The 13676-nt window shown below is 73.5% G+C and carries 10 protein-coding genes; all 10 read right to left on the bottom strand.

Annotated elements, in window-relative coordinates; translation table 11 throughout:
• Positions 1-82: 82 nt before the first annotated feature.
• The 10 genes from OV427_RS24620 to OV427_RS24665 all read right to left on the bottom strand — a co-directional run bounded on the left by OV427_RS24620 (position 83) and on the right by OV427_RS24665 (position 13553).
• Positions 83-1867, bottom strand: a complete 1785-nt coding sequence (locus OV427_RS24620; RefSeq protein ID WP_267858605.1) for a monovalent cation:proton antiporter-2 (CPA2) family protein — start codon at positions 1865-1867, stop codon at positions 83-85.
• A gap of 125 nt (positions 1868-1992) precedes the next feature.
• On the bottom strand, positions 1993-2367 hold the full coding sequence (locus tag OV427_RS24625; RefSeq protein WP_267858606.1) for a response regulator: 375 nt from the start codon (positions 2365-2367) through the stop codon (positions 1993-1995).
• Positions 2368-2473: 106 nt separating this feature from the next.
• Positions 2474-3955, bottom strand: a complete 1482-nt coding sequence (locus OV427_RS24630) for a potassium/proton antiporter (protein WP_267858607.1) — start codon at positions 3953-3955, stop codon at positions 2474-2476.
• A 243-nt stretch (positions 3956-4198) separates the two neighbouring features.
• On the bottom strand, positions 4199-5896 hold the full coding sequence (locus tag OV427_RS24635) for an ATP-binding protein (protein ID WP_267858608.1): 1698 nt from the start codon (positions 5894-5896) through the stop codon (positions 4199-4201).
• Positions 5897-5995: 99 nt separating this feature from the next.
• The gene (gene cheB / locus OV427_RS24640) at positions 5996-7054 is read right to left on the bottom strand and encodes a chemotaxis-specific protein-glutamate methyltransferase CheB (protein ID WP_267858609.1); all 1059 of its coding nucleotides are present in this window, start codon (positions 7052-7054) and stop codon (positions 5996-5998) included.
• Positions 7051-9195: a hybrid sensor histidine kinase/response regulator gene (locus OV427_RS24645; protein ID WP_267858610.1), complete on the bottom strand. Its 2145-nt coding sequence runs from the start codon at positions 9193-9195 to the stop codon at positions 7051-7053. Before OV427_RS24645 ends, cheB begins: the two co-directional genes overlap by 4 nt.
• On the bottom strand, positions 9195-10838 hold the full coding sequence (locus OV427_RS24650) for a methyl-accepting chemotaxis protein (RefSeq protein ID WP_267858611.1): 1644 nt from the start codon (positions 10836-10838) through the stop codon (positions 9195-9197). The genes OV427_RS24645 and OV427_RS24650 overlap by 1 nt, the downstream gene beginning before the upstream one ends.
• Positions 10835-11434, bottom strand: a complete 600-nt coding sequence (locus tag OV427_RS24655) for a chemotaxis protein CheW (RefSeq protein WP_267858612.1) — start codon at positions 11432-11434, stop codon at positions 10835-10837. The genes OV427_RS24650 and OV427_RS24655 overlap by 4 nt, the downstream gene beginning before the upstream one ends.
• Positions 11434-13083 carry a CheR family methyltransferase gene (locus tag OV427_RS24660; RefSeq protein ID WP_267858613.1) on the bottom strand — a complete coding sequence of 550 codons (1650 nt, stop codon included), beginning with the start codon at positions 13081-13083 and terminating at the stop codon, positions 11434-11436. Before OV427_RS24660 ends, OV427_RS24655 begins: the two co-directional genes overlap by 1 nt.
• Positions 13080-13553, bottom strand: coding sequence for a chemotaxis protein CheW (locus OV427_RS24665; protein WP_267858614.1), 474 nt, complete (start codon positions 13551-13553; stop codon positions 13080-13082). Before OV427_RS24665 ends, OV427_RS24660 begins: the two co-directional genes overlap by 4 nt.
• Between the last annotated feature and the right edge of the window lie 123 nt (positions 13554-13676).

The raw sequence follows: 13676 nt of genomic DNA on the forward strand, positions 1-13676 counted from the left end.
CGTGTGTCATGGGGTCCACCCGAGACGGAGGAATGCGGCTGGGTTGAATGCGGGGTTGGGTGAAACAGGGATTTCCTGTGTCTCACGCGGACTTGGACTGCTCCTTGTCATCCTGCTCGAAGAGGCTCTCCAGCTCCTTGCGTGCCTTGGCGGCCATCTCGACGAGCTTCGCCTCGTCCGTGTGGAACTTCGCCGTCTCGCGCAGCAGTTCCTCGTCGTGGTCCCTCAGGCGCTCCAGCGCGCGGTGGCTCTCCGAATAGGTGAGCCCCATGACCATGAGCACGTCCTGCGCCATCTCCAGGCTTCCGGCGAATGTCTCGCGCATCACCCGTTGGATGCCCATGTCCAGCAGCCGGTACGCATGCACGCGGTTGCGCGCGCGGGCGAAGATGGTCAGGTGCGGGAAGTGCTCCTTCACCGCCTGCGCCGTGCGCACCGACGCCTCGATGTCGTCGATGGCGAGCACGAACACCTTCGCCTTGTCCGCGCGCGCGGCGCGCAGCAAATCCAGACGTGACGCGTCGCCATAGAAAATCTTGCTTCCGAAGCGCTTCATGAAGTCGATGTGCTCGGGGCTCGCGTCAATCGCCGTGAAGCCGATGCGCTTCACGCGCAAGAGGCGGCCCACCACCTGACCCACGCGCCCGAAGCCGGCGATGATGACCGGGTTGTCCTCCTCGGGGGCCACGTCGAACTCGCGCGCCGCCGCCTTCTTCTTGAAGCGCGGCCGCAGCCACCGCTCGTGCGCGGCGTACAGCAGCGGCGTGGTCGCCATGGACAGGCCCACCACCACCACGAGCAGGTCCGCGAGCGCGCGGTCCATGACGCGGAACGAGACGGCGAGCGCGAAGAGCACGAAGGCGAACTCGCCGCCCTGGGAGATGACGACGCCCAGGCTGAGCGCGGGCTCGTCCTGCTTCAGGCTGAAGCGGCCCAGCCCGTACAGCACCGCGCCCTTCACCACCACCAGCGCCACCACCAGCCCGCCCACCAGCAGCGGCTTCTCCACGATGAGCCCCAGGCTCACCGACATGCCCACCGCGATGAAGAACAGGCCCAGCAAGAGGCCCTTGAAGGGCTCGATGTCCGCCTCCAATTCGTGGCGGTACTCGGACTCGGCCAGCAGCACGCCAGCGAGGAACGCGCCCAGCGCCATGGACAGGCCCACCGCGCTGACCAGCGACGCGGTGCCCACCACCACGAGCAGCGCGGTGGCGGTGAACAGCTCCTGGCTGTGGAAGGACGCCACCGCGCGGAACACCGGGCGCATGAGGTAGCGGCCCGCCACCACCACGCCCACCAGCACGCCCACGACTTTCAGGCCCGTGAGCCAGCCCGGCTCGGTGGACGCGCTGGTGCCGTCGCCCAGCAGCGGCAGCAGCGCGAGCAGTGGAATCACCGCCAGGTCCTGGAAGAGGAGGATGCCGAAGGCCAGCCGCCCGTACCCCGTGGTGAGCTGGTTGCGCTCGGCGAGGAGCTGGAGCGCGAAGGCGGTGGACGACAGCGATAAGCCAAAGCCGGCGATGATGGCCGCGCCGGGCACCATGCCCAGGGCCATGCTCACACCCGCCAGCAGCGAGCCGGTGAGGAGCACCTGGGCGCCGCCCATGCCGAACACCGAGCGGCGCAGCTCCCACAGGCGCGAGGGCCGCAGCTCCAGGCCGATGACGAACAGCAGCAGCACCACGCCCAGCTCGGACACGTGGAGGATGTTCTCCACGTCGGTGACGAGCTTCGCGCCCCACGGGCCGATGACCGCGCCCGCCGTGAGGTAACCCAGCACGGACCCCAACCCGAGCTTCTTGAAGAGGGGCACCGCCACCACCGCCGCGGCGAGGAAGACCAGTGCCTGATGCAGGAAGGACATGGCCCTTCCTCGCATGGAGGGCGCGGCGGCGGCAAACCGGTGAGCGCGAGGCGCCGGACGCGGTGCGTGGAGACCTGCCCGTTCAGGCAGGGGCCGGCCCGCAAGGCCCCTCCGTTCCGGCAGGCTCAGGCGTGCGTGCAGAAGCGCGCCACCGCCTGGAGCAGGTGCGCCATCTCCACGGGCTTGCGCAGCAGCCCCGCCGCGCCGTCGGGCAGCTCCGTGACGTGGCTGGCCGTCATGATGAGCACCGGCACCAGGGACTGGGCGCCGGTGATGCGCAGGCGCTCCAGGAACTCGTACCCCGTCAGCACCGGCATCATCAAGTCGAGCAGGACGAGGCAGGGCTGGCGGAGGGTCGCCAGGACGTTCAGTCCTTCCTGGCCGTTGCTGGCGCTGGAGACGGAGTAGCCCTCCAGCTCCAACAGCTCGGCGACCGCTTCACGGATGTCCGGGTCATCCTCCACCACGAGGATGGAGTGCTGGGCGTGCTCGCGGCGCATGTTCCCACCCTAACCGGGCCGAGAGGTTGAGGCCCCGAATGGTACCTCCATTCCGGGGGCTCTGTCCTGCGTAGCACCCTGGTCCGGCGGGCCCGAAGCGCAAGGGCTACTCGTCCTCCTGCTGGCCGAAGAGCAGGCGCAGCAGCGGCAGGTCCTCGGAGTGGCAGAAGACGTAGACGTGGTCCCCCGTCTGGAAGACGGTGTCGCCCCGGGGCGCCATCAGCTCCTGTCCCCGCACCAGCAGCATGGCGGCGGAGCCGGGAGGGAAGGGCAAATCCGAGATGCGCTCGCCGGCCACGGCGGAGGCGGAGCCGATGTAGAAGGCGCTCAGCTCGCCGTTGAGGAGCTGGGTGGAGGCAATCTCCAGCACGGCCGGGGGCGGCTCGGGCGCGTTGGAGGCCAGCCCCAGCCGGCGCGTCACCCAGGGCACGGTGGCGCCGGGGATGAGCCCGTTCACCACCACGATGAAGAAGACGATGGTGAAGACCTCGCGCGCGTTGTGCGTGCCGGACAGCACGGGGAAGGTGGCGAGGATGATGGGCACCGCGCCGCGCAGGCCCACCCAGCCGGTGAAGAGGATTTCCCGCGCGGGGAAGCGGAAGGGCAGGAGGCACAGCAGCGCCGCCAGGGGACGCGCGATGAAGGCGAGCACCAGCGCCAGTCCCAGTCCCTCCCACGCCACGTCGAGCAGCCGCCGGGGGAAGACGAGCAGCCCCAGCACGAGGAACATGCCCACCTGGGACAGCCACGCCAGCGCGTCGTGGATGCGCAACAGGCCCGTGCGGTAGCGGATGCTCTCGTTGCCCAGGGCGATGCCCACGATGTACACGGCGAGGAAGCCGCTGCCGTGCAGGAGCGTGGGCAGGCCGTAGGCGAGCAGGGCGAGCGCCAGCGTCATCACCGGATAGAGGCCGGCGACGCGCAGGCGCAGGCGCTTGAGCAGCATCCTCCCCGCCCACCCGAGGCCCAGGCCCAGGCCCGCGCCCACCACCATCTGCACCACGGCCTCCCCCAGCAGCTCCCAGCCGGGGGGCTTGCCGCTCGCCACGCTGTGCGTGAGGGCGGTGGTGAGGATGACGGCCATGGGGTCATTGAGGCCGGACTCCAGCTCCAGCGTGGTGCCCACGCGCCGCTTGAGGGTGATGCCGCTGCCGCGCAGCACGGCGAAGACGGCGGCCGCGTCCGTGGAGGAGACGATGGCGCCCAGCAGCAGGGCCTCCGTCCACGCGAAGTCGAAGAGCAGGTGCGCGGCGACGCCCACGATGGCCGCCGTGGCGACCACGCCCACCGTGGCCAGCACGGTGGCGGGGCGCAGGGCGTGCTGGATGGCGTGCAGCGGCGTGTTGAGGCCACCGTCGAAGAGGATGAGGACGAGCGCCACCGTGCCCAGCCGGAAGGCGAAGCCGTAGTCGCTGAACTCGATGCCGCCCGGCCCGTCCGTGCCGGCCGCCATGCCGACGCCGAGGAAGAGCAGCGCCACGGGGACGCCGAAGCGTCCCGTGGCCCGGCTGAACAGCACGCTCAGCGCCAGCAGGACGCCGCAGAGGGTCAACAGGAAGGCGGTGGGGAGCGGCTCCGCGCTGAGCATGACTGCACGGGACTCTACCGGGCCCGGCGCCGCGTCCGCCGGCTGTTACCTCGCCTTTCCGCGCAGTGTCCGCCACCACATGCGCGCAAGGCCCGGCCCGCCGCCGGGACTCGTGGGCGGAGGACGGCAGCCGTGCGCGGGCGTCAGGTGTTGGGTACCGGGCGACGGCGTCACGCGAGCGCGTCGTGAGTCACCGCGCGCGGGCACCGGAGCGGGCCGTGCCGGTGGCGGAGCCCGCGTGAATCAGTCGTGAGCCACCACGCGCGCGGTCGTCGACGCCATGACGGCACCGGCGACGGCGGGCAGGGTGAAGGTGAAGGTGCTGCCCTCGCCCAGGGTGCTCTGCGCCTGGATGGTGCCGCCATGCGCTTCCACCAGGCCCTTGGCGATGGCGAGCCCCAGGCCGGTGCCGCGGCTGGCCGCGTCGCGCGCCTGCCAGTAGCGGTCGAAGATGTGCGGCAGCGCCTCGGGGTCGATGCCGGCGCCGGTGTCGCGCACGTGGAAGACCACCTCGGGGCCCCGCGTCCTCGCGCCCACCGCGAGCTCCCCGCCGACACCGGTGAACTTCACCGCGTTGCCGAGCAGGTTCCCCAGCACCTGGAGCACCCGCACCTTGTCACACCGCGTGCGCACGTCGCCCGCGGGCAGCTCCACGTTCAGGTGCAGCCCCTTGGCCTCGGCCAGCGGGCGGATGGACTCCACCGCCTCGGTGACGAGCGCCGCCACGGTGTGCTCGCCACAGTCGAGTGGCAGCCCGCCCGCCTCCAGCCGTCCCCAGTCCAGCAGGTCCGAGATGAGCCGCGACATCCGCTCCGTCGCGTCCTGGATGCGCGTGGCCTGCTTCGCCACGCTCTCCCCGCCGGGCTTGCTCCCCGCGCCGCGCAGCAGCAGCGCGGCGCCCAGCTGCACCACGCCCAGCGGGTTCTTCAGGTCGTGCGAGACGACGGCCAGCAGGTCCTCGCGGGCCCGGGCGGCGCGGCGGGACTCGCCCACCAGCCGCGCGTTGTCGATGGCGAGGCTGGCGCGCAGGCACAGGTCCTCCGCCAGCGCCAGGTCGTCCGGCCCGTAGCGGCGCCCGGAGCCGGAGGCCACGAAGGTGACGGCGCCCAGCGTGTGCCCGCGCGCGCGCAGCGGGACAATCATGTACGAGCGCGCCTGCAGGGCCCGCAGCAGCGCGGGGTGCGCGGGCTCGGCGGCGGCCGCGCGCAACAGCGAGTCCGTCACCGCGGGCACCAGCTCCGGCTCGCCGGTGCGCAGTACGCGCAAGAGGCCCACCAGCGCATCGTCACGCAGCTCCGTGCGCGTGGGGAGCGAGCCCACGCGCTCCTGCTGCCTCGGGTCCAGGCACGCGGCCGCCATGCGCGACACCCACGGGCCCTGCTCCAGCGCGTCCACCAGGCACCAATCCGCGATGTCCGGCACGGCCAGGTGCGCCAGCAGCGTGTACATGCCCTGCGGGTCCGGCGGATGGGTGAACAGCGTCGTCATCGCCTGGTACAGGAAGGAGCGCCGCCGCTCGGCCTGCTCCACCTCCGAGCGCGCGGCCTGCTCCAGCTCCATCGCGCGCGAGTACACCGCCTCGGCTTCCGTGAGGGGCCGTGCCGTCACCAGCACGGCCGCCGCGCGCCCCTCTTCCGCCGGCAGCGGGGTGAACACCAGCGCGTGCCGGCGCGGGCCCAGGTCCGTGGGCCAGGGCAGCTCCAGCGTGTCCGTGGCGCCGGTGCTCAGCACGTGGGCGCGCACCAGCTCCAGCCGGGCCACGTCCTGCGCGGACACGCCCAGCTCACCCCAGGACCTGCCCGTCAGCTCGGTGGGCGTGCGCTCCAGCGCTCGCGCGCCCGCGACACTACAGGCGAGCACCCGTCCCAGGCCGTCCAGCACATAGGCGGGCTCGGGGAGGGCGGTGAAGGCGGCGGCGAGTGAGGGGGAGAGGGCTTCCATGCGTCGCTGAGCGGGGGCCCCATGATGACACGTGGGGCGCGGTGGACCATTCCGCGATGACGGTCCACAGGGGGAGTTTTCAGTAGCCGATATTGTCACTCATGCTGTGGAGCTACCCACCCGGACGCTCTGTAGGAGCCGCGAGGCGATGGAGGGCAGGGGCACCACCTCGTGCGCCAGGCCCGCGCCCACCACCACGCCCGGCATGCCGTAGACGACGGAGCTGGGCTCGTCCTGGGCCAGCACGTAGCCGCCCGCCTCGCGCAGCTCGCGCACGCCCTCCAGCCCGTCCTGTCCCATGCCGGTGAGGACGACGGCGAGCGAGCGGGGGCCATGCGCGCGGGCCACCGAGCGGAACAGCCACGTGGCGGACGGCCGGAAGCCATGCACCGGCGCCCCCCGGGACACCTCCGCGCGCCCCTCGCCATGGACGCCCAGGTGTCTGTCATCCGGCGCGAGGTAGACGTGGCCGGGCAGGAGCGCCTCACCGTCCTCGGCCACCTTCACCGGCAGGGGGCCGGCGGTGCCCAGCCAGGTGGCAAAGCCCTGGCTGAAGCCGAGGGCGATGTGCTGCACCACCAGCAGCGGCACGGGGAAGTCCGCGGGCAGCTCGGACAGCACCCGGTGGAGGGCGGCCGGGCCTCCGGTGGAGGCGGCCAGCGCCACCACCGCCGGACGTTGGACGACGGGCGCCGGAGCGGGCACGAGCGGCAGCGGAGCGGCCGTGCGCTCCGGCCAGCGGCGCACCACCTTCACCTCCGCCATGGCCTTGAGGGTGTCGCGCAGGCGGCGGCTCTCCGCGTCGAAGTCGGGCGACTCCGGGCCCACCGGCTTCTGGAGCACCGCGAGCGCTCCGGCGCGCAGCGCGGCCATGGACGTCTGGATGTCGCGCTCCACCAGGGTGGACACGACGACGACGGGCGTGGGCACCTCCGTCATGATGCGGCGGGTGGCGTCCAGGCCGTCCATGCGCGGCATCTGGATGTCCATCGTCACCAGGTCCGGCCGCAGGCGCTGCACCAGGTCCACCGCCTCCACGCCGTCCTTCGCCTCGCCCGCCACCGTCAGGGCGGGGTCGGCGCGCAGGATTTCCACCAGCAGGCGCCGGGCGGTGGGCGAGTCCTCGGCCACCACGATTCGCAACGCGTCTTTCCTCATAGCAGTCGCCTCAGCGTCTCCAGCAGGCTCGTCGGGTCGAACGCGCTCTTCACAAGGTAGGCACTGGCGCCGGCCTGGAGGCCGCGCGCCTTGTCCTCGGGCTTGCCGCGCGCGGTGACGAGCACCACCGGCAGCCGCGAGTAGCGCGGGGAGGCCCGCACGGCCTCGGTGAGCGCGAAGCCGTCCATGCGAGGCATCTCCACGTCCAGCACCAGCGCGTCCGCGCCGCCCGCCTGGAGCCGCTCCCAGGCCTCCGCACCGTCCGCGCAGGCCACCACCTCGTAGCCCGCACCCTCGAGGATGCTCTGCTCCAACGCGCGCGTCGTGGGCGAGTCGTCCGCCAGCACCACGCGGCGCTTCGTCCGCTGGGCCGCCGGGGCGGGGAACAGCGCCGTGGAGGGCCGGCCTCCGGCCGCGCGCACCAGTGACAGGGGGTTGAGCAGGAGCGACAGCCGCCCGTCGGGCAGCACCGCCGCGGCGGACACGTGGCGGGCCCGCCGCACGCGAGCGCCGAGGGAGCGCACCAGCGCCTCCTGCTCGGAGAGCACCTCGTCCACCACCAGCAGGGCGCGCGCGGTGCCGGCGGCGAGCAGCACCGCGCCCCGCCGCGCGCGCGGAGGCCCGGGAGGCAGACCCAGCACGTCCGCGAGCGAGGCCAGCGGCACCAGCGCGTCCCCGGCGGCCCAGGTGGGGCGGCCCTCCACCTCACGCACCTCGCCGGGCGCCACGCGGACCAGCCGCGCCACGCTCTCGCTGGCCAGTGCCAGCGTCTGCCCGCCCGCGGACACCAGCAGCACGCGCAGCGTGCTCAGCGTGAGGGGCACATCGAGGAGGAAGGCGGTGCCCTGGCCTGGACGCGTCGACACCTCCACCGTGCCGCGCAGCGCCTCCACCTGCGTGCGCACCACGTCCAGGCCGACGCCGCGGCCCGACACGCGCGTCACCTCCGACGCGGTGGACAGGCCGGGCAGGAAGGCGAGCCGCGCGGCCTCCGCGTCGTCCTCCGGCGCGTCGAGCCCCCGGGCCCGCGCCTGCGCGCGCAGCGCGTCCAGGTCCAGGCCCCGTCCGTCGTCCTCCACCGTCACCTGCACCCGGCTGCCGAGCAGGCGCGCCGAGAGGACGACGCGGCCCTCCTCCGGCTTGCCCGCGGCGCGGCGCGCTTCCGGGGCCTCCAGCCCGTGCGCCACCGCGTTGCGCACCAGGTGCAGCAGCGGCTCGCGCAGGGCCTGGAGCAGCGAGCGGTCCAGCTCCAGTGCTCCGCCGTGCACCTCCAGCCGCACCGCGCGGCCCAGGCTGCGCGCCACGTCGCGCGCGGCGCGCTCCAGGCCCTCGCAGCCCTCGAAGAACGACAGGGTGCGCGCGCGGCGGACCTCGTCGTCCAGGCCGGTGGCCACGCCGCCCAGGGCGCGCCGGTCCGCGGCCAGCTCGCGCGCCACGCGCGACAACTCCGTCTCCGCGCGCCGCAGCGCCGTCTCACCCGCCGTCCCGCGCACCGCCTCGCGGGCCTGGGCCAGCGACTCGCGCACGGCCTCCAGTGCTTCGGCCCGTCCGTCCAGCCGCAGCGTCGCCACCCGCAGCTCGCCGCTGCGCGCCAATAGCGCGTCCAGCTTCTGCGCGGACACGCGCACCGGCAGCGTCTCGGCCATGAGGGGGCCGGGGGAGGGAAGCTCCGGTGGCGGGGGCTCCGGGGGGGCCGTGCCACGAACCGGTGCCGCGGGAGGCGCGGGAGGCGCGTTGGTTTCGCGTCTGGCGGCGCGCTCCAGTTGGGGCAGCAGTGCGTCCAGCGGGGAGCCGGCGAGGTCCTGCTTCGCGCCCAGCCGCCGGCCCGCGTCGTCCAGCGCGTCCACGGTGGCGAAGCACAGCTCGAACACCTCCGGGGAGCCGGTGCCCTCGTCGCGCACGCGCTCCAGTACCTCCTCCATGCGGTGGCACGCCGTCTCCACCAGGGTGGCGCTGGCCGCGCGCGCCGCGCCCTTCACGCTGTGCAGGATGCGCAAGAGCGACGCCACGTGCTCCGCCGCGCGTGACGGTGCCCGCTCGCGCTCCAGGGCGAGCAGCTCGCGGTTGAGCGAGGCCACGTGTCCCTCGAGCTCCTCGAGGAACGTGGCCAGCAGTGCCTGGGCCAGCCGGTCCCGGTCCATCAGCGCCCGTACTCTCCCAGCAGTCCCTTGAGCTTCTGGCCCATGCCGTTGACGTCCTGCATGGCGCGCTCGGTCTGCCGCGAGGACTGGAGGGCCTGCTGCGTGGCCTGGTTCACGTCATGCATCGCCTGGCGAATCTGGGCGATGCCCGTGGCCTGCTGGTTGGCGGAGGCGGCAATCTGCGCCGCGGTCAGCGACGCCTGGGTGAGCAGGTCGGACAGCGTCTGGATGTTGGAGCCCGCCTCGGACACCACGCGGGTGGCGGCGGCCACGCTCTTGGTGCCCTCCTCGGTGGTCATCACCGCGCCGTGGGTGGCCTTCTGGATTTGACCCAGAATCTGGCGCACCTGGCCGGTGGCCTTCTTGGACTGGTCCGCCAGCGCCTTCACCTCGGCGGCCACCACCGCGAAGCCGCGGCCCTGCTCGCCGGCGCGGCTGGCCTCGATGGAGGCGTTGAGGGCCAGCATGTGCGTCTGCTCGGAGATGTCGTTGACGGTGGTGATGATGTCGCCAATGGCCTGCGCCTGCTCGGCGAGGGCGAGGATGCGCGAGGCGATGGACTCCACCTGCTCGCGCACGACACCCATGGAGGCCACGGCCTCCTCCACCGCGCGCCGGCCGCCGCGGCCCACCTCCTCCGCGTGGCGGGCGGAGTCGCTCACCGCGCGGGCGCGGCCCGCGGCCTCCTCGGACGTCTTGGTGATTTCCTCGATGGTGCTCACCGTCTCCGTCACCGCGCTGCCCTGCTCCTGCGCGCCGGCCACCTGCTCGGTGGTGCTGGCGAGAATCTCCGAGCTGGCCCCGGCGAGCTGGTTGACGAACTCGGCCACCGTCCGCAGCGTGTGCTCGCGCTGCTCGGACTGCTTCGCGAGCTGGGCCTCCGTCTGCCGGCGGCGGTCGGCCATCTCGTTGAAGGCACGCGCCAGCTCCGCCGCTTCGTCGCTGCCCCGCACTTCGATGCGGTGGTCCAGCTGGCCCCGGCCGAGCTGCTCGGCGCCGACCATCAGCTTGTGCAGGGGCCCGGTGATGCTCCTGGTGATGAAGTAGCTGCCCACCGCGACGATGGCCATGCCCAGCAGGGAGCACGCGGCCAGCACCCACATGAGGCGCTGGGCCATGGCCGTGGCTTCCTCCGAGTGGTCCTCCCAGCGCTGCTGCTCGGCCGCGAGCATCTCGCCACTGATGTCCTTCACCTGGCTCATGAGCCGCTCGCCCTGGCCCACCCGGATGTACTTCGAGCCGCCCTCCAGGCCTTGTTCCCGGCGCACGCGGATGCCCTCCGCCAGTCGGTCCATCCGCTCGGTGACGGTGGGCTCCAACTGGTTCAGCCGCGCCCGCTGCTCGGGGTTGGTGGCCGCGGCGTCGCGGAGTCGCGCCAGGTCGTCCTTCAGCACGGCGCTGGCCCGCTGGTACGGCGCCAGGTACGGGTCCTCACCGGTGAGGAGGAAGCCGCGCTGGCTGGACTCCGCTTCCGCCAGCAGCGTGCGCACCTCGCTGATGGCGCGGACGTTCTCCTGCGTCTTCAGCAGGTTCGTGGTGCTCTCCTGGAGCTGGTTGGCGCCCTGGAAGGCCACGCCCGCCAGCACCAGCAGCACCAGCAGGGACAGTCCGAAGCCGAGTGCGATGCGGTTCCCGATGCTCATACAGCTCCTTCGTCGGACAAATCGAACACGAGGCGACTGTCACCCAGCAGCGCCTCTCCCTCCAGCACGAGCGTGCCGTCCTCTTCCGCGGCGGACACCAGCGAGGTGTCCACGGTGGACGGTGGGGGCAGCAGCGTGCGCCCCCGCAGCAGGGTGACCTCTTCGACTTCTTCGGTGCGCAGGCCCAGCTCGGGCCGTCCCTCGCCGATGACGAGCAGCGGGCCGGAGGCCTCCGACGGCGCGCGGCCGAAGAGGGGGGCCAACTCCACGACGGGGAGCACCTCGCCGTGCAGCAGCGTGAGGCCGCGCAGCGAGGGCGGGGCGCCCGGCAGGGGGACGACCTCGGCGGCGCGCACGACTTCCAGCACGAAGCGCGACTCAAGCGCGTACCGCTGGCCGGCGGTGCGGAAGTGGACGGCCTCGCGCAGCGTGCCGGGCTCCACCTCGGTGCCAGGCTCGCGCGCCAGGGCGCGGGCGCGGGCGTCCAGGACGGCCAGGGCCTCGGCGGGCGCGAGGACGTCCTCCTCCTGCGCGGCGGCCGCCAGCCGGGCGAGTCGGGCGCGTGCCGCGTCCCAGTCGATTCCGGAGCCCGGCATCAGGTCTTCTCCTCACCGGCAGCCAGGGCTGCCTCCAGTCGTGTCCGCTCGCCGTGAGCGACGTCCGCCAGCCCCCGCGCGCGCTCACCATCCGCGAGGGGGACGGGGGCGTCCGGGGGAAGCACGGCGCACAGTGACTCCGCCTCGCGCCAGGCCTTGAGGGCTCCGGCCGTGTCGCCGCGCCGTCGCAGCACGCGGCCCAGCACGAGCCACGCCACCACCAGCGAGGGCTCCAGGTACAGCGCCTGCCGGGCGGAGCGCTCGGCGGCGTCGAGCCGACCCTGGCCGAGCAGCAACAGCGACTCCAGGTAGCGCAGCCCGGCGACGAGCGGGTGGCGCGCGGCGGCTTCGGTGCAGGCCTCCACGGCGGCGTGGGCGTCCAGGTTGGCGAGGGCGCGCACCGCCTCCATGGCGATGGCCGGGTCCTCGTCGAGCGCGCCGAGCCGCCGGGCCGCTTCGCGCCAGTCGCCGCGAGCCAGGGCCCGGCGCGCCGTTGCGAGCGACTCCGCGTCCGGCGCGCGGGCCGCGCTTCGTGACGGAGGTGGAACGGTCGCGGAGGCGGAGCGCCCGGACGCCACGCCCGCCTCCGTCAGCGGTTCGGAGCCGGTGCCCGGGGCAGCCCGTGCGCCCGGGACCTGGTGCGCTCCGCTCGCGGCGCTGGAATACGGCTCACCCGGGACGCGGGGCGCTCCGCTCGCGGCGCCGGAGGCCGGCTCACGGGACATCGGGCCGAAGGGCGTCCGCGCACCCGGTACTCCGGGGGGCGCCTCGTCCGGACGCGCAGGTCCGGGCCCGTGCGCGTGCGTCGCGGACGCGGTGGCGCCGTGCGGGGGCCGGCGGTAGATGACGCCCCACTCGGTGAGGATGGACTCCAGCGGGGCCAGGTCTCCGAGCGGCGGGTCCGACGGGCCGGTGAAGAGGTAGCCCCCTTCCGCGAGCGCATCATGGAGCCTGCGTGCCACGGCCTCGATGGTGGCGCGGTTGAAGTAGATGAGGACGTTGCGGCAGAAGATGACATCCAGCTTCCAGATGCCGCTGTCGGGCGAGGGCCACGTGTCGAGCGCGAGGTTGAGATAGCTGAAGCGCACGCGCTGCTGCACGTCCGGGGACAGGACATACCGGCGGCCCTCGATGCGCAGGTACGGCCGCATGCGGTCCGCCCACGGGCCGCGCAGGGACCACTCGCCATAGGTCGCCTGCCGGGCGCGGGCGAGCGCGCCGCGCGACACGTCGGTGGCGTACACGGCCATGTGCTCGCCCCAGCCCTCGGTCTGGAGCAGCACGGCCAGCGAGTAGGGCTCCTCGCCGGAGGCGCACGCCGCACTCCACAGGCGCACGGTGTACTCGGGCCCGAGCCGCTCGCGCAGCTCGGGCAGCACGACGCGGCGCAGGTGCTCGAAGTGCTCGGGGGTGCGGAAGAAGTACGTCTCGCCGACGGTGAGCTCGATGAGCAGGTCATCGAGCGCGGCCGGGTCCTCGGCGAGGCGGGCGCGGTAGGCGTCGAAGTCGTCGAGGCCGGCGCGGGCCATGGCGCGGGAGATGGCCTCCTCGGCGGCGGCGGGGCAGCTCGGCGCGACGAGCCCCGCGCGCTCCTCCACCAGCGCGAGCACGGCCGAGAAGCCCGGGTGGCTCCAGACGCCCCAGCTCACGGAGTCTCCGGCGGCGAGGCCAGCGCGGCGTCCAGCTCCAGGCCTTCCGCCTCGGAGAGGAAGGAGCGCAGGTCATGGACGAGCACGAGCCCGTCCGCCAGCTTCGCGGCGCCGGCCACGTAGCCCACGCCGGGCAGCTCGCGGGGCGTGGCGTCCCACTCACCGGGGGCGAGCACGCGCAGGCCCTCGGCGCGGTCCACGCGCAGCACGACGTGGCGCGTCCCGGCGCGGGCGACGATGAAGTGGTCCAGGGGGGACAGCGCGCGGGGCGGGTGGCGGAAGCGGCGGCGGAGGTCGAGGACGGGGAGCAGGTCGCCGCGCAGGTTGAGGAGGCCCTCCACCACCGCGGGCGCGCGTGGCAGGGGCGTCAGGCGCGCGGCACGCACCAGCTCCCTGACATCTTCTGCGGGCAGGCCGTAGCGCTGGCCGTCCAGGGTGAACAGCAGCACCTCGCGCGGTGCGGGCTCCATGACGTGGGACATAGACACGGACGTGCGGGCTGTCGAACACTCATGTGCCCCCGTGCGCCGGGTGTCCACCAGTGCCCAGTCACCACGGGGTGTCCTCGCCGGGCTGGGACGGGCGGTGTGGCC

It is taken from the genome of Pyxidicoccus sp. MSG2, assembly GCF_026626705.1.
GTDB lineage: Bacteria > Myxococcota > Myxococcia > Myxococcales > Myxococcaceae > Myxococcus.

Coding starts and splice junctions, on each gene's coding strand:
- OV427_RS24635 (WP_267858608.1), bottom strand. CDS start 5,896: ATGGAAGCCCTCTCCCCCTCACTCGCCGCCGCCTTCACCGCCCTCCCC.
- OV427_RS24630 (WP_267858607.1), bottom strand. CDS start 3,955: ATGCTCAGCGCGGAGCCGCTCCCCACCGCCTTCCTGTTGACCCTCTGC.
- OV427_RS24655 (WP_267858612.1), bottom strand. CDS start 11,434: ATGCCGGGCTCCGGAATCGACTGGGACGCGGCACGCGCCCGACTCGCC.
- OV427_RS24620 (WP_267858605.1), bottom strand. CDS start 1,867: ATGTCCTTCCTGCATCAGGCACTGGTCTTCCTCGCCGCGGCGGTGGTG.
- OV427_RS24625 (WP_267858606.1), bottom strand. CDS start 2,367: ATGCGCCGCGAGCACGCCCAGCACTCCATCCTCGTGGTGGAGGATGAC.
- OV427_RS24665 (WP_267858614.1), bottom strand. CDS start 13,553: ATGGAGCCCGCACCGCGCGAGGTGCTGCTGTTCACCCTGGACGGCCAG.
- OV427_RS24645 (WP_267858610.1), bottom strand. CDS start 9,195: ATGGACCGGGACCGGCTGGCCCAGGCACTGCTGGCCACGTTCCTCGAG.
- cheB (WP_267858609.1), bottom strand. CDS start 7,054: ATGAGGAAAGACGCGTTGCGAATCGTGGTGGCCGAGGACTCGCCCACC.
- OV427_RS24650 (WP_267858611.1), bottom strand. CDS start 10,838: ATGAGCATCGGGAACCGCATCGCACTCGGCTTCGGACTGTCCCTGCTG.